The 21700-nt window shown below is 38.8% G+C and carries 20 protein-coding genes; 12 read left to right on the top strand and 8 right to left on the bottom strand.

The genetic code is table 11. From position 1 onward, the window contains the following. Nucleotides 1-36: 36 nt before the first annotated feature. The 4 genes from GTK57_RS04220 to hemF all read right to left on the bottom strand — a co-directional run bounded on the left by GTK57_RS04220 (nt 37) and on the right by hemF (nt 4520). Complete coding sequence (locus tag GTK57_RS04220; RefSeq protein ID WP_163121487.1) at nt 37-1860, bottom strand: acyl-CoA dehydrogenase C-terminal domain-containing protein; 1824 nt, start codon at nt 1858-1860, stop codon at nt 37-39. A 381-nt stretch (nt 1861-2241) separates the two neighbouring features. Beyond that, the gene (aroE, locus tag GTK57_RS04215; protein WP_163121486.1) at nt 2242-3030 is read right to left on the bottom strand and encodes a shikimate dehydrogenase; all 789 of its coding nucleotides are present in this window, start codon (nt 3028-3030) and stop codon (nt 2242-2244) included. A 123-nt stretch (nt 3031-3153) separates the two neighbouring features. Next, nucleotides 3154-3357, bottom strand: coding sequence for a hypothetical protein (locus GTK57_RS04210; protein ID WP_228720281.1), 204 nt, complete (start codon nt 3355-3357; stop codon nt 3154-3156). 218 nt (nt 3358-3575) lie between these two features. Next, entirely contained in the window at nt 3576-4520 is a 945-nt protein-coding gene (gene hemF, locus GTK57_RS04205; RefSeq protein ID WP_163121482.1) for an oxygen-dependent coproporphyrinogen oxidase, read from the bottom strand. Nucleotides 4521-4748: 228 nt separating this feature from the next. Between hemF and hemN the strand changes: the two genes are divergently transcribed. Continuing rightward, entirely contained in the window at nt 4749-6113 is a 1365-nt protein-coding gene (gene hemN / locus GTK57_RS04200; RefSeq protein ID WP_163121480.1) for an oxygen-independent coproporphyrinogen III oxidase, read from the top strand. Nucleotides 6114-6206: 93 nt separating this feature from the next. Here the strand turns inward: hemN and ribA are convergent, their stop codons facing one another. After that, nucleotides 6207-6809, bottom strand: coding sequence for a GTP cyclohydrolase II (gene ribA / locus GTK57_RS04195; protein ID WP_163121478.1), 603 nt, complete (start codon nt 6807-6809; stop codon nt 6207-6209). A gap of 308 nt (nt 6810-7117) precedes the next feature. On the opposite strand from ribA, the gene dxs reads away from it, so the two are divergent. From dxs to GTK57_RS04150, 9 genes are all read left to right on the top strand, one after another. Then, complete coding sequence (gene dxs, locus GTK57_RS04190; RefSeq protein ID WP_163121476.1) at nt 7118-9028, top strand: 1-deoxy-D-xylulose-5-phosphate synthase; 1911 nt, start codon at nt 7118-7120, stop codon at nt 9026-9028. 113 nt (nt 9029-9141) lie between these two features. Continuing rightward, nucleotides 9142-9972 carry an inositol monophosphatase family protein gene (locus GTK57_RS04185; RefSeq protein WP_152874903.1) on the top strand — a complete coding sequence of 277 codons (831 nt, stop codon included), beginning with the start codon at nt 9142-9144 and terminating at the stop codon, nt 9970-9972. A gap of 184 nt (nt 9973-10156) precedes the next feature. Next, on the top strand, nt 10157-10762 hold the full coding sequence (locus GTK57_RS04180) for a MarC family protein (RefSeq protein ID WP_163121474.1): 606 nt from the start codon (nt 10157-10159) through the stop codon (nt 10760-10762). Between the two features lie 372 nt (nt 10763-11134). Then, nucleotides 11135-13030, top strand: coding sequence for a DEAD/DEAH box helicase (locus GTK57_RS04175; RefSeq protein ID WP_152874907.1), 1896 nt, complete (start codon nt 11135-11137; stop codon nt 13028-13030). Between the two features lie 372 nt (nt 13031-13402). Further along, complete coding sequence (locus GTK57_RS04170) at nt 13403-14221, top strand: ABC transporter ATP-binding protein (RefSeq protein WP_152874909.1); 819 nt, start codon at nt 13403-13405, stop codon at nt 14219-14221. Then, the gene (gene mlaE / locus GTK57_RS04165; protein ID WP_163121472.1) at nt 14218-14997 is read left to right on the top strand and encodes a lipid asymmetry maintenance ABC transporter permease subunit MlaE; all 780 of its coding nucleotides are present in this window, start codon (nt 14218-14220) and stop codon (nt 14995-14997) included. The genes GTK57_RS04170 and mlaE overlap by 4 nt, the downstream gene beginning before the upstream one ends. Then, nucleotides 14997-15677 (top strand): outer membrane lipid asymmetry maintenance protein MlaD, encoded by a 681-nt coding sequence (mlaD, locus tag GTK57_RS04160; protein ID WP_163121470.1) that lies wholly within the window; start codon nt 14997-14999, stop codon nt 15675-15677. The genes mlaE and mlaD overlap by 1 nt, the downstream gene beginning before the upstream one ends. A gap of 20 nt (nt 15678-15697) precedes the next feature. After that, nucleotides 15698-16327 carry an MlaC/ttg2D family ABC transporter substrate-binding protein gene (locus tag GTK57_RS04155; protein ID WP_163121468.1) on the top strand — a complete coding sequence of 210 codons (630 nt, stop codon included), beginning with the start codon at nt 15698-15700 and terminating at the stop codon, nt 16325-16327. 13 nt (nt 16328-16340) lie between these two features. Next, nucleotides 16341-16631 carry an STAS domain-containing protein gene (locus GTK57_RS04150; protein ID WP_163121466.1) on the top strand — a complete coding sequence of 97 codons (291 nt, stop codon included), beginning with the start codon at nt 16341-16343 and terminating at the stop codon, nt 16629-16631. A gap of 165 nt (nt 16632-16796) precedes the next feature. On the opposite strand, the gene GTK57_RS04145 is transcribed toward GTK57_RS04150, so the two are convergent. Next, nucleotides 16797-17810: a magnesium and cobalt transport protein CorA gene (locus GTK57_RS04145; protein WP_152874913.1), complete on the bottom strand. Its 1014-nt coding sequence runs from the start codon at nt 17808-17810 to the stop codon at nt 16797-16799. A 152-nt stretch (nt 17811-17962) separates the two neighbouring features. On the opposite strand from GTK57_RS04145, the gene GTK57_RS04140 reads away from it, so the two are divergent. Both GTK57_RS04140 and GTK57_RS04135 read left to right on the top strand, forming a co-directional pair. Further along, nucleotides 17963-18562: an LOG family protein gene (locus GTK57_RS04140; RefSeq protein WP_163121464.1), complete on the top strand. Its 600-nt coding sequence runs from the start codon at nt 17963-17965 to the stop codon at nt 18560-18562. Continuing rightward, nucleotides 18559-18963 (top strand): NUDIX hydrolase, encoded by a 405-nt coding sequence (locus tag GTK57_RS04135; RefSeq protein WP_163121462.1) that lies wholly within the window; start codon nt 18559-18561, stop codon nt 18961-18963. The genes GTK57_RS04140 and GTK57_RS04135 overlap by 4 nt, the downstream gene beginning before the upstream one ends. A 64-nt stretch (nt 18964-19027) precedes the next feature. Here the strand turns inward: GTK57_RS04135 and GTK57_RS04130 are convergent, their stop codons facing one another. Further along, nucleotides 19028-19663, bottom strand: coding sequence for a ComF family protein (locus tag GTK57_RS04130; protein WP_152874918.1), 636 nt, complete (start codon nt 19661-19663; stop codon nt 19028-19030). After that, nucleotides 19650-21695, bottom strand: coding sequence for an ATP-dependent DNA helicase RecG (gene recG / locus GTK57_RS04125; protein ID WP_163121460.1), 2046 nt, complete (start codon nt 21693-21695; stop codon nt 19650-19652). The genes GTK57_RS04130 and recG overlap by 14 nt, the downstream gene beginning before the upstream one ends. Nucleotides 21696-21700 lie beyond the last annotated feature (5 nt).

Raw genomic sequence — 21700 nt, 5'->3', positions numbered from 1 at the left:
AGACCGCCTAAGCGGTCTTTTTTACAAGCTTATAAATTAATAATCGAAACTGAAATGCTCAGGTGCAAGTGAAGTCATCGTTTTAGATGGATTAATCATCGCCTCAGCATGACCTTGCGTACGTGGCAATAAACGCTCGAAGTAGAAATCTGCAACTTTAATTTTTGCTTTATAGAATTCAGGAACATCCGCGCCATTACCCGAAGCAAGCTTTTCAGATGCAACAGCAGCTTGTTGTGCCCAGAAATAAGCCATCATCACGTAACCTGAGAACATCAAGAAATCTACAGAAGCACTTGATACAACATCACGGTCTTTACGTGCAGCAAGCATTAAACGAACTGTTAAAGCATTCCATTGAGCGCAAAGTTTCGTTAAATCCCAAGCAAAACGACGCATATATTTATTCGTTGCGTGTTGACCACAGAATTTCAAAATTTCCCCTGTGTAATCACGAATGACCTTTCCTTTAGAAGACAGTAAAACTTTACGACCAATTAAGTCTAAAGCTTGAACGCCTGTTGTACCTTCATAAAGCGTAGAAATACGTGAATCACGAACAATTTGTTCCATGCCCCATTCTTTAATATAACCATGACCGCCATAAATTTGCATGCCGTGGTTCGCAGCTTCATAACCTAATTCAGTTAAGAAACCTTTTAAAATAGGTGTGTAGAAACCCAAGTGTTCATCATGTGCTTCAAATGCAGCATTGTCGCCACGAAGTAGGGCATCATTCATTTTATCTGCAAGCATTGCTGCATGATAAATCATTGAACGACCGCCTTCGGCAATGGCTTTTTGAGTAAGTAACATGCGACGTACATCTGCATGATGAATAATTGCATCTGCAACTTTTTCAGGATCTTTTTTACCAGAAAGGGCACGCATAGACATACGTTCTTTTGCATAAGGTAAAGAACCTTGGAATGCTAATTCAGCATGTGCAATTCCTTGAATGGCTGTACCAATACGCGCAGTGTTCATGAAAGTGAACATGGCATGTAAGCCTCTATTCGGCTCACCAATGAGATAACCTTTTGCGCCATCAAAGTTAAGCACAGCCGTTGCAGAAGCACGAATCCCCATTTTGTGTTCTAAAGAACCACAAGTCACAGGATTACGCTCACCAATACCGCTATCTGCTGTTGGAATAAACTTAGGTACAATGAATAACGAAATACCTTTAGTACCTGCAGGCGCATCTGGAAGACGAGCAAGCACAATATGAATGATATTTTCTGTTAAATCATGCTCACCTGCAGAAATAAAGATTTTTGTACCTGAAATGGCATATGTACCGTCTGCATTAAGTTCTGCTTTGGTTTTAACTTGTCCTAAATCTGTACCGCATTGAGGTTCTGTTAAGCACATTGTGCCTGCCCAAGTACCTGCAACTAAATGGGGTAAATAGGTATTTTTTTGTTCATCTGTACCAAATTGCATAATGGTATTGATACAGCCAACGCTTAAACCAGGGTACATCTGGAATGACCAGTTTGCTGTACCCATCATTTCAGATTTAACTAAATTTAAAGATTGCGGTAAATTTTGACCACCAAATTCTTCAGGATAAGACAGACCTTGCCATCCACCTTGTACAAATTGGTCATACGCTTCTTTAAAGCCTTTCGGTGTTTTAACTTCACCATTTTCAAAGTGGCAACCTTCTTCATCGCCAGATTGATTTAAAGGAGATAGAACATTTTCACAGAAATCGGCAGCACCTTCCAAAATCATATCTACAGTTTCGGAATCTGCATATTCACCGTTAGAAAGTGTTTGGTAATGTGACGTAAAGTCAAAAACTTCGTTCATTAAAAAACGAATGTCATGCAAGGGAGCTTTATACGCTGGCATATGTTTAATCCTAATATATAAATTGTTTTGGATTATCTAAGTCGATGTTTTGATTATTCACATCTACCGTAAAATTACATTGATGTTTAGAGCTATTAAAAATGTCAGAAAAGCGAATTTTGTAGAGTAGATGTCATTGTGAATTGTCGAGATCTACCATATGAAGTATTGATGATTTAATCCAATATAGCATGATAGAAAGCAGATTAAATAGTGAATTCACCTGTTTTATATTAGGATTTTTACAGCTAAATGTCGTATTTTTTGTAATGAATAAAATTGGGCTGTATGGTCAAAAAAATAAAATTTAAAGATATTCAAAAATCGCAATTTGAAACAATAAAAGAACCACTTTGGTTCTTTTATTGATGAAAAATGATTTCAAATAAAATCTTTTAAATTGGGTTTTACACCATTCCAAATTGAAAAAGATTCAATCGCTTGTCCCACAAGCATACCAAAGCCTTCAGAAGTTGGAACACCGCGCGCTTTGGCTTGATCTAAAAATGATGATGGTTTGCCATATGCCATTTCATAAGCATGTTTAAATTGAAGTGCTTCGGGCAACACTAAAACATCACCACTTAAACTTGCAGAAGTTGCATTAATGGCAATATCAAAATGACCTGCTAATTCATTTAAAGCAATGGCTTGAAGTTGCGCTTCAGGAACAGCATCTTTTAAGTCTGCAACCAATTGTTCTGCGCGTGCTAAAGTACGGTTCGCAATGACAATTTTTTTAACACCCGCTTTTACAAGTGGATAAATCACGCCACGCGTTGCACCGCCTGCGCCAATAATTAAAATTTCAGTATTTTCTAAATTCCAATCGAGTGTATGAATGGCATCGACCAAACCTTGACCATCGGTATTGTCTCCATGAAGTTTGCCATCTTCTATCCATAATGTATTGACTGCTTTGGCAATTGTGGCACGTTCCGTTAGTACAACACATTGAGCAAATGCTTGCTCTTTAAATGGCACGGTCACATTCATGCCTATGCCACCGCTAGCAAAGAATTCTTGGATATTGGCTTCAAAGCCATCAATTGGGGCAAGGCGTTTAGAATATTGAAGTGAAATTCCAGTTTTTTCTGCAAAGGCTTTATGCAGTTCAGGAGAGCGTGATTGTTCAATTGGGTTGCCAATTACCGCAAATTGTTTGCTCATTGCGCATGATCCTTGTGCTGAAATGGCAATTAATATACGTTAAAAATGAGTAGCGCTCAAAGTCGGAAAATAAATAGATCTTATATTTTTTCTTTATATCTGAAGTTGATAGTGTTTCTTAGTTTATGGATTACAAATATCTAAGATCATTTCAAAGACAGTAATGACTGCTGTAAAAAACAAAGAAATACCTGCAATAACACTTACAGTAATCGACAAACCATCAGATAGATTGTTTTCATATATAAACGTAATGCTCATTGAGCAAAGTAATAAAGTAAAAATTGCGATAAAAATAAATAATTTTTTATTCAGAGTATTCATCATCATTGTAGTCCTTGCTTGCCTTAGATGTAATGTGCCATCCAAGTGTTGCAATAAGATGAATAGCGATAGAGTGAAGTGCTCTAACAAAATGTATTAAATCGTACTTTATGCCATGGGGATAGTTAAAAGATGTATGTAAATATATTGCTATGTAAGTTGCGGTCTTTTTCTTATAAAAAAAGCCATCGAATTGATGGCTTTTTTTATTTATTAAACTGTTATTTTTTTAGCTCATCAAGCCAGTTTTGAGGTTTAAGATAATAATCAGTTAGGCGTTTTTCAGCAGAGTTTTCATCCCATTCTGGACGATATGACCAACCTGCAAGTGGGGGCATACTCACTAAAATAGATTCAATACGTCCGCCTGTTTGCAAGCCAAACAAAGTACCACGGTCATAAACCAAATTATATTCGACATAACGACCACGACGGTACAATTGGAAGTCACGTTGAGCAGCTGTGTAAGGTTTATCTTGATTACGTTCAAAAATAGGAACAATTGCTTCTAAATAACCGTTTCCTACAGCTTGTATATACTTAAAGCAAGTTTCAAAATCCCATTGATTTAAATCATCAAAGAACAAACCACCCACGCCACGTTGTTCATCGCGATGTTTTAGATAGAAATAATCATCACACCATTTTTTATGTTCTTCATAAATTGCATCACCAAAAGGTGCACACAAATCATGTGCTGTTTGATGCCAAGATAAAACATCTTCATCATTTGGATAAAAAGGCGTTAAATCGAAACCACCACCAAACCACCAAATTGGGTCTTGTCCTTCTTTTTCAGCTACGAATAAACGAACGTTTGCATGTGAAGTTGGAATATTTGGATTTTTAGGATGAATCACGAGTGAAACACCCATTGCCTGTGCTTTTGCACCTGCAATATTCGGATGGCGCTCTGTTGCAGAAGCAGGAAGTTTTGAAATATTGATGTGAGAGAACATCACACCGCCTTTTTCAATCACTGTCCCATCTTGTAAAACGCGTGAACGACCACCGCCACCTTCAGGACGTTCCCATTCATCAATGATAAATTCTGCTGAACCACCGCCAATTTTTTCTTGTTGTTCTAAACGGGCACAAATACGTGCTTGTAAGTCTGTTAAATAATCACGAACACGTTGAATATCAGCTGAAGTAGGATTCTGCATCACGACCATCATAGGGAGTTATTAATGGTTTACATCAAAACATAAATTGGCTGAAATTTTAAGGGGTTTTTCTCGATGTTCATCATCGGTGGTTTAAAAAGCCTTATAATTATTAAGGGATTTGTGATGGGTTGTTGAAATATTTGATGAAGCCCATCACAATGGAATAAATTGCGGTATAAATAACTTGAGTTGTGGTCACAACGTAGCCGAAAAAAGTGGGTAAATATGGGTATTTCTTTAGTTCAAAAATATAATGTTCCTGGACCACGTTATACCAGTTATCCAACGGTACCGTATTGGGATAATAGTACTTTTTCTCTTGAACTTTGGAAGCAAAGTTTAAAAAAATCTTTCGATGAATCGAATCAATCTGAAGGCGTAAGTCTTTATATTCACTTACCATTTTGTGAAAGTCTATGTACATTTTGTGGTTGCCATAAACGTGTCACAAAACGCCATGAAGTAGAACAACCTTATATAAAAGCAGTATTAAAAGAGTGGGATTTATACTGTGAATTATTGGGTGATAAACCTATTGTTAAAGAAATTCACTTGGGTGGGGGGACACCAACATTCTTTTCCGCTGAGCATATTCAAGAGCTTATTCAAGGTATTTTAGATAAATCTGAAATTGCAGATGTGCATGAATTTAGCTTTGAAGGACATCCAAATAACACCACGAAAGAACATCTACAAACTTTATATGACTTAGGTTTTAGACGCGTTAGCTATGGTGTTCAAGACTATAACGAAACTGTGCAAAAGGCGATTCACCGTATTCAACCTTTTGAAAATGTAGAGCGCGTAACGCAGTGGGCGCGTGATATTGGTTATGAATCTATTTCACATGATTTAGTTTTTGGTTTGCCATTTCAGAACTTAGAAGATGTTTTAAATACCATCGATCAAACCAACAAATTAACGCCAGATCGTTTGGCATTTTATAGCTACGCGCATGTGCCTTGGATTAAAGGTAATGGGCAACGTGGTTTTAAAGATGCAGATGTGCCTAAAGATGATTTAAAGCGTCAATGCTATGAAGAAGGCAAAAAGAAACTGCTTGAAAATGGCTATTATGAAATTGGAATGGATCATTTTGCTTTGGAAAAAGATGGTATGTATCAATCTTTCCAAGAAGGCTCATTACATCGTAATTTTATGGGTTATACCGCATCTAAAACACAGTTGATGATTGGCTTGGGCGTATCTTCAATTGCAGACAGTTGGTACAGCTTTGCGCAAAATGAAAAAGTTTTAGAAGATTATTATGCGCGACTTGAAAACAACGAAATTCCAGTTTTTCGTGGACATGTTTTAAGTGCTGAAGACTTAATTATTCGAAAACATATTTTGAATTTAATGTGCAGATTTAAAACGTCTTGGGCAGATCCTCATCTGTATTTCCCAGAGATTTATGATGCTGTTGATCAACTGAAAGAAATGCACAAAGATGGTTTATTAGAATTTGGTGATCATGAAATTTCAATTACGGAAAAAGGAAAACCATTTGTCCGTAATATTTGCATGGCATTCGATTTACGTATGAAGCGAAAAGCGCCAAATACACAAATTTTCTCAATGACGATCTAATCCCTCCTTTGCGGAGCAATGCTCCTTATCCTTTTAAAAGAAGGAAAGCCTCCCTCCTTTAGTAAAGGAGGGTTAGGGAGGATTTGTATAAATTTAAAAATCGTCCTTCTGATACATATGCGACATACGATCATGTTTGGTTTTTAAATATTCTTCGTTATAAGGATTAAGACCAACGGTTAAAGACACACGATCAACCACATTAATCCCTTGATCTTTTAAAGCCTGAATTTTAAGTGGATTATTTGTGATCAATTGAACTTCTTTAATTTTTAAATGATCGAGCATGATATTGCACATATCATAACGTCGCGCATCGGCAGGTAAATTCAACATTAGGTTGGCATCGACGGTGTCATGACCTTGGTCTTGAAGAGCGTAAGCACGAATTTTGTTGGTTAAACCAATACCACGACCTTCCTGACGAAGGTATAAAATTACGCCTTTTCCTGCTTCGCTAATCAGCTTTTGAGTGGCTTGTAATTGAGGTCCACAATCGCATTTTAAAGAAGCGAAAGCATCGCCAGTCAAGCATTCTGAGTGAATTCGTACCAATACTGGACCCGTGGGCGGAGTATCCAAACCTGTAGATAGCGCAACATGCTCTTCACCTGTTTGAGGATCTTGAAAAACCGTAATTTTAAATTCACCGAAAGCGGTTGGAAGTTTAGAAGTCGCAACAAATTCTATAGGCACAGCTTAACCTGTTAAATCGTTTAATAATTGAATAAAGTATAGCGTAATGCTCAGACATTAGTAGAAAAGCTCATAATAATTATGTATAAGATTTTCTTTTTTGTATAAACAAGACAATAATAGTTGATAATTAGTAGAGTTATTCAGGATAATCTACGCACCAAATACGCGCCAAACTGAAAATCATAGCTCAAAACTACATCGCTAGAAGTGTTGTTGATTGAAGGTGATACCATTCGATTATATGATCGATAAATTCCCATTGACCTAGCTTAGTATTTGCCAGGCTTTAGAAGGCTTTGCCATATATGTTGTATACCGAAATACCAACTCTTCGCCCTGTAACACCGTTGCTTGATGGCATAGATCATCCACAGCAATTACGTTTACTCGAGCAAAGCCAATTAGAAAAGTTGGCGGATGAGTTACGTCAGTACATTTTGTACTCGGCAGGTCAAAGTGGCGGTCACTTTGGTGCAAACCTAGGTGTAATTGAGCTTACAGTTGCTTTGCATTATTGCTTCAATACGCCTAAAGATCGCCTAGTGTGGGATGTTGGTCATCAAGCCTACCCACATAAAGTGCTTACAGGCCGCCGTGAAGAATTAAGTACAATTCGTTCTAAAGATGGTTTAGCAGCATTTCCTGCACGTGAAGAATCTGTTTTCGATACTTTTGGTGTTGGACATTCATCTACTGCGATTTCTGCAGGCTTAGGCATGTCTTTAGCACGTCGTTACCAAAAAGACCCTTGTGATGTGGTTGCTATTATTGGTGATGGTGCAATGACGGCAGGTATGGCGTTTGAAGCCATGAATGATGCAGTTGCTCATAATGCAGATTTAATGGTTGTTTTAAATGACAACGATATGTCTATTTCATGCAGTACAGGCGGATTTGCAAAACATTTAGCTGCAATCTGGGAACGTGGCGAATCTGTAAATATTTCAGAAGATGGCGAAGCATATGTTCAGTCACACCCTGAATGGACATACAACTCACGCTTACACGCATCTGCAACAGATGCGGCAGATAATTTATTTAAAGCCATTGGTTTTGACTACTTTGGTCCTTTTGATGGACATGATGTCAATCAATTGGTTCACGTTTTCAATGCATTAAAGAAGCGTAAAGGTCCACGTTTAATTCATATTTATACCGTGAAAGGTAAAGGTTTTGCGCCAGCAGAATCAGATCAAATTAAATATCACGCAATTTCTAAATTGAATGCTCAAGCATCTACAACAAAAATTCCAAAATATTCAGATGTATTTGGTCAATGGTTGTGTGATGAAGCAAAGCAAGATGAACGCTTACTTGCAATCACACCTGCAATGTGTGAAGGCTCGGGGATGGTTCAATTTGCCAAAGAATTTCCTGAACGTTTCTTTGACGTTGCTATTGCAGAACAACATGCGGTGACTTTAGCTGCAGGTATGGCTTGTGAAGGCCTGAAACCAGTTGTAGCAATTTATTCAACATTCTTACAACGTGGCTATGATCAGCTTATTCATGATGTTGCCTTACAGAATTTAGATGTAACTTTTGGAATAGACCGTGCAGGTTTAGTGGGTGAAGACGGCCCAACACATGCAGGTGCATACGATTATGCATTTATGCGTACCATTCCAAATATCGTAATTATGGCGCCTAAAGATGAAAACGAATGTCGCCAAATGTTGCACACTGCATATCAACATAAAGGTCCTGCGGCTGTTCGTTATCCACGAGGTACAGGCGTAGGTGTGGCTATTCAAGAACAAATGACAGCTTTAGAAATTGGTAAGGCTGAAGTTGTTGCTAAATTCAATGAGCAATACGACGAATATGTTTCAGTTTTAGCATTTGGTAGTCGTGTTCAATCTGCAATTGAGGCGGCTCAAGCCCTTGCTCAAAAACTTGAAATGGCAGTTCGTGTTGTGAATATGCGTTTTGTTAAACCACTCGATGAACAAATCATTTCATCTCTTGCAGAAAGCACAGCATTGTTTGTGACTGTTGAAGAACATGCAATTATGGGCGGCGCGGGCAGTGCAGTGAATGAATACCTAGCAAAAGCAGGTATTGTGAAGCCAATTCTAAACTTAGGTTTAGATGATAGCTTCATGCATCAAGCTGCACATGAACAAATGTTAGAGCAAGCAGGATTAGATGCAAAAGGCATACAAGCCTCTATTCATCAGGCTTTGCTTCGACTCACAAATGCTGTTTCTTTGTAGTATTTAAAATTTAACAACATTTTTTCAACATAAAAGCGCTTATATTTGCTAAGATATAGGCGCTTTTATGCATTATTCTTTATCAGTATCTTCAAATTTGTAGTGGGTGTTCAATGGAACCTATGGTGGTTATGGCTGCGCGTGCGGCTCAATTAGTTGGTCAAGAGCTTTTAAAAGCGCATCAAAATCGTCATAAACTCGATCTACAAGTCGAAGAAAAAGGGATTGATGGTCCTGTAACGCGTGTAGACCGTTACTTGGAACAGTTGGCTATCGATACTCTACGTAAAAGCTATAAAACTCACAGCTTCCTTGGTGAAGAGTTTGGTTATCAAGAAGGTAAAGGTCAAGACGCTGAATGGTGTTGGGTGATCGATCCTCTTGATGGCACATTAAACTTCATTAACGGTGTCCCTCATTTCTGTATTTCTATCGCAGTTCAACATAAAGGTGTAACTCAACACGGTGTTATTTATGACCCTGTGAAAGATGAGTTGTTCTCTGCAAGCCGCGGTCGTGGCGCTATGTTGAATCAACGCCGTATTCGCGTAAATGTAAAAGATAGCTTAAACAACACATTCTTATCTGTTGGTCATGCATTCCGTAAAGTTCGTAATGGTGAAGTTGTTTCTTATGCGAAAAATCATTTCGATGCATTGTTAAATGTAACTGAATCTGGCGCTCAATTCCGTCGTACGGGTTCTGCTGCATTAGATCTTGCATATGTAGCTGCTGGTCGTTTTGATGGTTATTTTGAACTTGGCTTGAAGCCTTGGGATATTGCAGCGGGCGAATTAATCGTTAAAGAAGCTGGTGGTACTGTAGTCGATGCACGTGGTGGTAGCGAATCTATGGAAAATGGTCAAGTACTTGCTTGTTCTATGAAAATGCTTAAACCGCTTATGAAAGCAGTTGTTCCTGCTTGGGGCGATGCTGCTAAGTAATAGAACTTAGATCTAAAGTTTATGAAATTTTAAAAAGCCCTCTCAATGAGGGCTTTTTATTGTTTAGAGTTTATGCATTTTGTATCAACGGCTTTAAGCTCAAAGAAAAGATGATTAGAATCAAAAAATATTGAAAAACAAAATAACGTCTGCACGATGTTGATATCGTAAAAAGGAATTTAAATTGGCTGACTATATTCATTCATTTGCACTTTTTTTCACATTGCTTAATCCATTTATGATGAGTATTTATATGCTTGGACTCATCAAAAATTTAAGTGCACCTGTTTTTAATAAGGCTCTTATACAGGGTTCGCTTGTTTCCTTTGTTGTGTTTGTGCTTTTTGCATGGGGCGGTGAGGCAATTTTTTCTGAATATCTTCAAGTGCGGTTTGAGGCCTTTCAAATTTTTGGTGGCATCATCTTTTTAGTTATTGGTTATCGTTTTGTGTTTGAAGGTGCAGATACCATTGGTGATATACGTGGTGGTAATGCTGCAGGCATGATTGCAATGCCATTTATGATTGGACCAGGAACAGTCAGTGCATCGGTGATTACAGGCTCGAAAATATCAGTTTTAGGTTCGGCAGGCGTAATTGGTTTGACCTTGGTTGTCAGCTGTAGCTTATTAATTCTTATGAAATTTGCACACGATAATTTAAAAGTAAAACATGCCGATTATGTAGATCGCTATGTCGATATTGTTGGACGTATTGCTGCACTTTTAGTTGGAACCATTGCAATTGATATGATTATTAATGGTGTTGTGGGTTTAATTATAGACTTTTGAAAATAAAAAATTGTTCTTTATCAGGTAAATTCATCGATTAAATCAGCTGATCTGAATAAAAAAGGTGACATTTAAAAAAAAACTGCTATACTCCGCCAACGCACTTAAATTTCCGTTCTTTACCTGAACATTATCTTCTAATCATTGTATGCGCGTGCTGTCCATAGAGAGGACATATCCTTCGCGCCCCAATCGCTTAAGCGATTCTTCAGGTTTGCGGCCGTAATCATATACGTGCGTTATATCCACATCGACGTTACTCGGATCGCTGCTGAATCATATATTTTCAGCTCTAATTGCTGTACCGCTTTTTGCCGATGTCCATAATTGTTATTTATTTAATGGAGCACCCACTTTAGGGTGAAACTCTCTATGAGCAAAACTTTTGCTGATTTTTCCCTTGACGAGTCGTTAACACAGGCTCTTGAAGGTCTAGGCTTTACTTCGCCAACTCCTGTACAAGAACAGGCAATTCCAGCGGCACTAGAAGGTAAAGACCTTTTAGTATCAAGCCAAACTGGTTCTGGTAAAACTGCTGCATTCTTACTTCCTACGCTAAACGCATTAGCAAACGAAGATGCACTTGTACCATTTAAAGACCGCATGAAAGCGGTTACTCAACCAAACATCTTGGTAATTTCTCCTACACGTGAATTGGCACAACAAGTATGCCAAGACGCGATTGCACTTGTACGTCACATGAAAGGTGTTCGTATTGCTGCAATTATGGGTGGTATGCCTTTTGGTAAACAAATCCAACAGTTAAAAGGTGCACAAGTGGTTGTAGCGACTCCAGGTCGTCTACTTGACTTAGTAAACCGTCGTCAAATCAAACTTGATAAAGTTGATGCTTTAATCGTTGATGAAGCAGACCGTATGCTTGATCTAGGTTTCTCTGAAGACTTAGAAGCAATTGGTGAATTGGCTGCAAACCGTAAGCAAACTTTAATGTTCTCTGCGACTTTTGCACCACGTATCATTACACTTGCTGAACGCATGATGAATGATCCAATGCGTATCTCGATTGAAACTGGCCACTCTACAAATACTGATATTACTCAGACTTTGCATTGGACTGACGGTTTTGAGCACAAGAAAAAATTATTAACTCACTGGTTAAGCGCTGAAGATGTTGATCAAGCAGTTGTATTTGCGTCAACTCAAGAAGACACAGATATGTTGGCTGAAGAACTTGCTGAAGCAGGTTTATCAGTTGTAGCACTTCATGGTGCTATGCCACAAACTGTTCGTAACCGTCGTTTACGTAGCATCCGTGAAGGTCGTGCTAAGATTTTAGTTGCAACTGACGTTGCTGCTCGTGGTCTTGACGTACCAACAATTTCACACGTAATTAACTTTGGTCTTCCAATGAAGAACGAAGACTATGTTCACCGTATTGGTCGTACTGGCCGTGCTGGTCGTACTGGTAAAGCAATTACGCTTGCAACTTACCGTGAACGCGGCAAGATTCGTGCATTAGAAGACTTCCTTGAAGCTCGTCTAAACGTATCTGAAATTGAAGGTCTTGAGCCGTCTCCACCTCCTGCACGTGGTAGTCGTGATGGTGGCGGTCGTGGTCGTGATGGCGGTCGTGGCGGTCGTGATGGTCGTGGTCGTGGCGGTTTTGGCGGTCGTGATGGCGGTGGTCGTGCGCGTTTTGAAGGTGAAAGCAACTTTAAACGTCGTGAAGGCGGTGATGATCGTCCACGTCGTGAAGGTGGTTTCGGTGATCGTCCGCAACGTTCATTTGATGATCGTCCAAAACGTGATTTCGGTGATCGTCCAGCTCCACGTCGTGAAGGCGGTTTTGGTGATCGTCCACCACGTCGCGAAGGTGGTTTCGGTGATCGTCCACAACGTTCATTTGATGACCGTCCAAAACGCGATTTCGGTGATCGTCCAGCGCCACGTCGTGAAGGTGGTTTCGGTGATCGTCCTCGTTCTAACGATGACAACCGTGGTAACCGTGTAGATTACAAACCTCGTGAAGGTGGTTTCGGTGATCGTCCAAAACGTGATTTTGGTGATCGTCCAGCTCCACGTCGTGAAGGCGGTTTCGGTGATCGTCCAAAACGTGATTTTGGTGATCGTCCAGCGCCACGTCGTGAAGGTGGTTTCGGTGATCGTCCACAACGTTCATTTGATGATCGTCCAAAACGTACTTTTGGTGGTGAAGACCGTCCACGTCGTAGTTTCGATGACAAACCTCGTGGCGAACGTCCGTCATTTGGTGGCGAAGATCGCCCACGTCGTAAATTTAACGACTAAGAAAATCTTTAGTTGAAAAAAAGCCGATGTTCATACATCGGCTTTTTTTGTTGTTGTGAATTTGCATTAAAAATTAATTATTGTATAATAAATCACATAATATTTACTTTTTGATAACAATGAAGAATAATCTAATAGACAAAACACAAAATAAGCATATGAGTGAGCTAGTTATGCCACTTGTAGGTTTCGTACTCGTCTTTTGTAATCTGCTTTTTTATCTATATACTAATTTTTCGTAATCTACTATTTTGAATATACATTATTACAAGTATTAAATTTATATAAGAGCAATTTAATAGAGAGGTAACAATTTTATCTCTAATCATTTATATTATATGCGCTGAAATATTTATTCAGGAAAGCTCGGCTATGAATAATCAACAACCCCCAGAAGCTCAATCACTAATTGAGGTGAAAAATTTGAGCTTTAAACGAGGGGAGCGTGTTATTTACGATAATATTAATATGCACATCCGCCGAGGTCAAATCACCGCAATTATGGGGCCTTCTGGTACAGGTAAAACAACGTTATTGCGTTTAATTGGTGGTCAGCTAACACCAGATTCTGGTGAAATATTATTAGATAATAAAAATATTGCAAATATGTCTCGCCAAGAGTTATTTGCTGCGCGCGCACGTATGGGGATGCTTTTTCAAAGTGGCGCATTATTTACTGATATGACAGTTTATGAAAATGTTGCGTTCCCAATTCGTGCACATACCAAACTATCTGAGCATTTAATTGCTGAACTTGTCGCGCTTAAACTCGAGTCTGTTGGTTTGCGCGGTGCAGAAAAGATGATGCCAGCTGAATTATCTGGCGGTATGAATAGACGTGTTGCTTTAGCGCGTGCAATTGCTTTAGACCCTGAACTTATTATGTACGATGAACCCTTTGCAGGACAAGATCCCATTGTTATGGGGGTTCTGACTCGGTTGATTCGTTCGCTACGAGAAGCTCTGGACTTAACAACAATTATTGTGTCGCATGATGTTGCTGAGACATTATCGATTGCAGACTATATTTACGTCGTTGCTGAAGGTAAAGTGCAAGGTGAGGGAACACCCGAACAATTAAAAGTTCATCCATCACCATTTGTACAGCAGTTTTTAACAGGTTCTGTTGAAGGACCGGTAGATTATCAATTTAGTCATCAAGCGTATTTAAGCAATGAGGTTGGTTCATGAATGCTATTGCCTTATTAGGTAGACGCGTTATTGAACGTGTTCGCGGCATTGGCGTTGCAACGCTTATGCTTTTGCAGATTTTGACATCGTTACCCACATGGCAAGGTACTAAGCTTTTTATCTACCAAATGTATCGTGTTGGTGTGATGTCTTTGCTGATTATTGTGGTTTCAGGCTTGTTTATTGGTGCCGTTCTTGGTCTGCAGATGTACAGTATATTGGTGACTTTTGGTAGTGAAGCGATGCTTGGTACGGCTGTTGCTTTAACATTATTAAGAGAGTTAGCACCTGTAGTTGCAGCGTTACTTTTTGCGGGTCGAGCAGGTTCTGCATTGACTGCGGAAATTGGTCTAATGAAAGCGACAGAACAGCTTTCTAGTATGGAAATGATTGGTGTTGATCCATTAAAACGTGTGATTTCACCACGCTTATGGGCAGGTATTTTTAGTTTACCTATGCTTTCTGTGATTTTTGCTGCTGTGGGTATTATGGGCGGTAAAATGGTTGGTGTGGACTTCTTAGGTGCCGATGAAGGCTCTTATTGGAGTGGAATGGAAAGCAGTGTTCAGTTCTATAAAGATGTCTTTAACGGCACTATTATTAAAAGTTTTGTATTTGCATTAATTTGTACATGGATTGCGGTATATCAAGGATATGCTTGTGAGCCAACATCTGAAGGTATTGCAACTTCAACAACACGTACAGTGGTGTATTCATCACTTTGCGTTTTAGGTTTTGATTTCGTGTTGACTGCGGTCATGTTCGGAGGTATTTAATGAAATCACGTACTAGTGAGCTGGCAGTCGGCATATTCGTCATTCTTTTTGGTATTGCACTATTTTTCTTGGCAATGCGTGTGAGTGGTTTGGTTGGCACAAATATTAGTGACAGCTATGAAATGTCAGCAACATTTGACAATATAAATGGTATTAAACCACGTGCAAAAGTTGCTTTAAGTGGCGTGAAAGTGGGGCAGGTAGATTCAGTTACCCTAGATCCTGTAACTCGTCTTGCAACAGTACATATGACTTTGGATGGAACGCTAACATCATTCAATGACAAGCAACTTGCACAAGTGCAAAAAGAAGCATTGGAAGAATTACGTTACAGTTCAGATTATGAAGCAGCATCTGCAACACAACAAAAAGACATGGAAAAGCAACTCATTGCTAACATGAAATCCATCACAAATATTGATGAAGATGCGTATATTATGGTGGCAACAAATGGTCTTTTGGGTGAGAAATATCTCAAAATTGTACCAGGTGGTGGCTTAAGTTATTTAAAACGTGGTGATCAGATTTCAAATACCCAAAGCACAATGGAAATTGAAGATTTAATTTCTAAGTTTGTAACGGGTGGTGCTGGTGAAAGCAAGGCTAAGGAAGATGATAAAGCGAGTTCTGCGAAAACATCTTCTGATACAACTGATGCAGAACCATCATTTGTTGAATAAATAATATTTGGAGCACATAAATGAATACTTTATTAAAACAGACATTAACAGTCAGCATTCTTTCTGCAATGATTGCAAGCACAGCTTTTGCTGCTCCTGCTGAAGCACCTCCTGCATTTGTGAAAAAAGTAGCTGATGGTTTAATTTCACGCTTAAAAGCAGACAATGCTAAGTTGAAAACAAACCCAGCTTTGGCAAAAACAATTGTTCGTCAAAATTTAGATCCGTATATCGATTCTCAAGCATTTACCCGAATTGTGATGGGTACTTATGCGACTAATCAAAATAGTTCTGCTGCACAGCGTGCTCAGTTTGAAAAGAATTTCCGTGAAACTTTAATTGAAAATTATGGTTCAGCATTTGCAAAATTCTCAAATCAAACTTATACCTTGCGTCCTTATAAAGATACAGGCAGCAAAAACCCTGTTGTAACGATTGATTTCAATAATAAGGGCGAAAAAATTCCAGTATCTTTCCAATTGGTAGATAAAGGAACTCAATGGAAAGTGCGTAATATCAACGTATCTGGTATCGACTTAGGTTTACAATTCCGCAATCAATTTGCCGCGACAGTGAAACGTAATGGCGGAAACTTAGATAAAGCAATTGCGAACTTTAAACCAGATGCAGAAGCTGCTGTAAATAAATAATTATAGGTGATCAGTGATTGAATACATCAATCAGCAGTTAGTGGTATCGGGTAAAATCGATTACGACAATGCTGAAGAATATTATCAAGAAGGTTTGGCGATCCTCCAGACTCAGATTCAACTACCTGTGGTGGTTGATTTGTCTCAACTAGAGCATGGTAGTACTTTAGCTTTGGCAGTATTGGTGCGTTTATTGCGTCATACACCTGAGGCAAAAGGCTTACAGTTTAAATCTGTACCGCCAAAAATGATGAATATTATTCAGGCTTGTCACTTAGAAAGTGATCTGCAATTACTGAGTTAAACCCTAAAATAAAAAAGCACCGAAAGGTGCTTTTTTTTATTTCACTGGAAGTACTTTGTGAATTTCCCTCTCCTGTTAGGAGAGGGCTAGGGAGAGGTTTTGTTGCCCTCTCTCTAACTCTCTCTCAAAGGGAGACAGAATTTCAATAGGTGAAAATGGGTGCTTTCAAATCCATTTTTTCCAGCGGAAATAAATCATGGGGCCAATAAAGAATGCTAACAAAATGGCACTTACCATGACAAAACTTGTTGTACCGTGAGCAAAAGGAAGAACATCGGTATTCATACCATAAACACTTGCAACGAGCATAGGTGGCGCAAGCATACTTGGTAAAATAGAGAATCGACGGATCGTGTCATTCTGTTCGGTATTAATGAATCCAGACGTTGTATCAAGTAAGAATCGAACTTTTTGGAATAGGAAAGCATCATGTTCGACAAGTGAGCGAACATCTTCACTTAACTCTCGGATATCTGCATCGTATATATGACTGCCTAATGCACGAGGACGTGCTAAAAAGGTCAGTACACGACGTAAATCAATTAAACAGAGTTGTGCTTTTCCAAGCGTATCTTCTAATTGAGCAAGTCGAGTAATCATGTCATCTAAATCTAAGATTTGTTCACGATGACGGTTGTTCAAAACTTCTGTGGAGTATTTTTCTAAGTCTTTGTGGATATCTTCTAAAATATCCGCAAGCTCATCGAGTTTTGCTTCTAATAAGCCTAAAAGTACCCAAGTTGGGTCTTTGTAATCAATTTCATAATCATTACGACGTGCTCGTGCTCGGAACGCACGAAAGGCAACGAGCTTTTCACCACGTAATGTAAATAAGCGATCTTTATGAAGAATAAAGGCAACGGTTTGAACCATTGAAAGAATACTTGAGTTTTCTTCAGGTTCACCATCAAGTTGGAAGTTTTTATTTTTCGTTAAAAAATATGTGCTGATATGTAAAATACCGTCGTCATCACGGTAGAATCGAGCAGAAGATGAAATGTCTTCTAAAGATTTGAGGGTTGGAAGATTTTGATCGTAAGCATCGAGCACCCATTGTTGTTCTTCTTGAGATGGTGCAATGAGATCGATCCAGACCAAGTCTTGATGTAAGTCAAAACCGCCATTGATTGTGGCGTCTGCTAAACTACCGCGCTCGGTCGGGTAAAAGGCTTCGAGCATTCGTCTTTTCTCCTTTGCGCAGTATCCATATTCGTAATGCGTGTATTTTAGACAAGGTTTAGATTAAAAGCACTGTTCATATCGTTATTTTATTTAAAAAAATGAGCTGAACGTTATTTAATTGTATTTCAACACGATAACATGGTGAAAAAATGACAAATTCTATTGCTGTTTTTTGTGGTTCGGCTTTTGGTACAGATGAAATTTTTACTCAAACAGCACAAGAACTTGGTAAAGCAATTGCTCAACAAGGCAAAACTTTGGTGTATGGCGGTGGTCGTTCAGGCTTGATGGGTGTTGTGGCTGATAGTGCATTGCAGGCAGGTGGAAAGGTCGTTGGTGTTATTCCTGAAGTGCTTGTGAATAAAGAGTTGGCGCATCCAAATTTAACAGAGCTTCATGTTGTAAAAGATATGCATGAGCGTAAAACAAAAATGTCCGAGCTTTCTGATGCTTTTATTGCAATGCCGGGTGGTTCTGGAACATTAGAAGAAATTTTTGAACAATGGACTTGGGCGCAGTTGGGTATTCATTTAAAACCTTGTGCATTTTTGAACGTCGATGGTTTTTATGATGATTTAATTAAATTCATTGAAGTAACAACAACTAAAGGTTTTACTCATTCTCGCTTTAATGATTCATTAATTTCATCCTCTTCAATTAACGAAATTTTAAGTCAAATTGAAACATTTGTAGCACCTGAACCGAAATGGGGAATGGTTGAACGTCCGAAAGAAGTGAAAAAAGCATGAACATAATTACGGTTGCAGCGGCAATTATTTTAAATGAGCAACAGCAACTTTTAGTGGTGCGTAAAAAAAATACCGAATTTTTTATGCAAGTGGGTGGAAAGCTAGAACCGAATGAACAACCTGAAGTGACGATGCTTCGTGAAATTCATGAAGAAATTGGTTGTGAAGCGCAAATAGAAAGTTTTGTAGGTCGATTTGAAACGATGGCGGCTAATGAACCTGATCATCAATTGATTAGTTATATGTATCACGTTTCGTTACACGAGCAACCGCACGTTGAAGCTGAAATTGCAGAAATGAAGTGGATTGATATCGATGATCAAGATACTTTGCTTGCGCCATTAACGCTTGAAGTGGCAATTCCTTGGGTGAAGAAATACTTATCTGAAGTTATGGTTTAAGTTTCATTCGTTTATTAAAAAAGGAAAGATAGAATCTTTCCTTTTTTATTTTAGGGGGTGAACTTTAATTATCTGCATATGCTAAACAAGCGGCATAAATTTTTTGACAGCCTAGTTCTTCTAATTTTAGTTTTAAGGCGTGAATTGAACTACCTGTAGTGACAACATCATCTAGAATTAATACACGACGATATTGGATTTTTGAGCTGTGGTTAATTTCAAATTGTTCATCAATATTTTCAAGTCGTTCTAAGCGGTTTAAGCCTTTTTGTGAATGTTGATGTGAGCGTGAAATGGGTTGCCAAACAGGAATATTTAAATCTTGAGCAAGTGTGTTTGCTAGAACTAAGGTTTGATTAAAGCCACGTTCAATCAAGCGCTCATTTGAAATAGGCATAGGCACTATGGCTTGTATTTTAGGAAAGCGCAGTTCTTTTAAAATACCTGAAAGTAGCGTTTGATAATGCAGTTGTTGTTCATATTTAAACTTTTGAATGATTCGATCGATTGGGTAAGCGTAATGGCAAGCCACTGAAATATCCATTTCTTGGCGTTGAACCGTTTGCTTATACCAAGGCAAACTATCCCAACATTCAGCACAAACAGAATATTTCACTTGAGCATCGACACCACACAGTTGGCAATGTGTAAATGAGCGCATTAATGCTGAAGTATAGTGTAGAAGATTAAACATAGGCATACCTTGGTGCTTCAGGTAACCATCGTTTTAATAAAGCATCTGCATGACTTGGGTAATCTTTTAAAATTTGTTGTGCGACATAATGCGCCTGACTCAGAAGATGGTCATCACGTTCTAATTTAGCAACACGAAAACCCATATCTCCCGTTTGTTTGGTACCTAACAATTCACCTGGTCCACGAATCTCTAAATCTTTTTCTGCAATTAAAAAGCCATCATTGGTTTCACGCATTATGCGTAAACGTTCTTGTCCATTTTGTGATAATGGATTCTTGTAAAGCAGGGCGCAGAAACTGGCTTTCGCACCTCGACCAACACGACCTCGTAATTGGTGAAGCTGTGAAAGTCCTAAACGTTCTGCATTTTCAATGACCATAATCGACGCATTTGGAACATCTACACCCACTTCAATAACTGTCGTGGCAATGAGGAGTTGAAGTTCATTGTCCTTGAACTGCTGCATGACTGCTTGTTTATCATCGGCTTTCATTTTGCCGTGAACCAAGCCCACTTTTAAGTGTGGAAAACGTTCACGTATTTCTTGATAGCTTGCTTCGGCAGCTTGAGCATCTAAAGTTTCAGATTGTTCCACAAGGGTACAAACCCAATAGGCTTGTTTGTCTTCTGCACAATTTGTCGCAATTCGATTTAAAACTTCTTCACGACGGTCAAGCGGAATAGTGACGGTTTGAATAGGTGTACGACCCGGAGGAAGTTCATCAATAACAGAGGTGTCTAAATCACCATAAGCAGACATTGCAAGCGTACGTGGAATCGGTGTGGCAGTCATAACAAGCTGATGTGGAGTCATTCCATCTAAGCCCTTATTGCGTAAAGCAAGGCGTTGATCTACACCAAAACGATGTTGCTCATCAATAATTACTAAACCAAGTTTGGCAAATTCAACATTTTCTTGAAATAGTGCATGTGTTCCGACAATTAACTGTGCTGAACCATCTTGAATGGTTTTTTCTGCTACTGCACGAGCTTTACCTTTTTGTTTGCCTGAGAGCCAAGATACCGACAAACCTAAAGGTTCAAACCATTTTTTGAAATTCAAATAGTGTTGTTCTGCCAAAATTTCTGTGGGTGCCATCAGTGCAACTTGCCAACCTTCTTCAAGTGCGTGACATGCCGCTACACCTGCAACTAAAGTTTTACCTGCACCTACATCACCCTGAACCAAGCGAAGCATGGGTTTATTGAGTTTTAAGTCATCTGCAATTTCTTTAGAAACACGTTTTTGTGCGCCTGTCATTTCAAAAGGTAAGGCACTTAATAATGCTTTTGCGTACTTTTTACTTGGCGAAAACGAAGGGGCTTCAATTTGTTGAATATAGGCACGTCGTGTTAATAAGCTAACTTGATGTGCGACCAATTCTTCAAAAATTAAACGTTGCTGCGCAGGATGTGAACCTTGCGCGAGTTGAATCATATTGGCATCTACAGGTGGATGATGAATATAATTCAATGCTTCTTTTAAAGCATATCCATTGGTGAATTTTTTAGGCAGTAATTCGGGTAAATCATCACTATGTTGTTGCAGTGCCTGCTTTACATATTCACGTAGTTTAGATTGTGTTAAGCCTTCTGTACTTGGATAAATTGCAGTGAGTTGTGTTTTTGGTAAAGGTGTATGTTCGCTAATGACCTGAATTTCAGGGTGATAAAGCTCTAAACCGCGAGCACCTACACGAACTTCGCCAAATATTCTTAAACGATTTCCAAGCTTTGCTCGATCTGTAATGCCTTTATAAATATGATAAAAACGTAAAGTAACTTTACCAAAATCATCATCGAGTAAAACCGCCATAGATTTGCGTTTTCCCGGTGGAAAATCGACACCTTTGACAATACCTTCAAGCAAATAGCTTCTGCCTACATCCAATTGGTTCATAGGAATGATCGTGCTACGATCTTCATAGTCACGTGGAAGATGAAACAGTAAATCATCTGTATTAAAGATATTTAGCTTTTCTAGTAAAGCGGCAGAGGCATTTCCTACGCCTTGCAATTGGTGGACTGCGGCCATGTCCT

Source organism: Acinetobacter portensis (assembly GCF_010646905.1).
Classification (GTDB): Bacteria; Pseudomonadota; Gammaproteobacteria; order Pseudomonadales; family Moraxellaceae; genus Acinetobacter; species Acinetobacter portensis.
The sequence above is the reverse complement of the archived record's forward strand: the minus strand, read 5'-3'. Positions and strand labels throughout refer to the sequence as shown.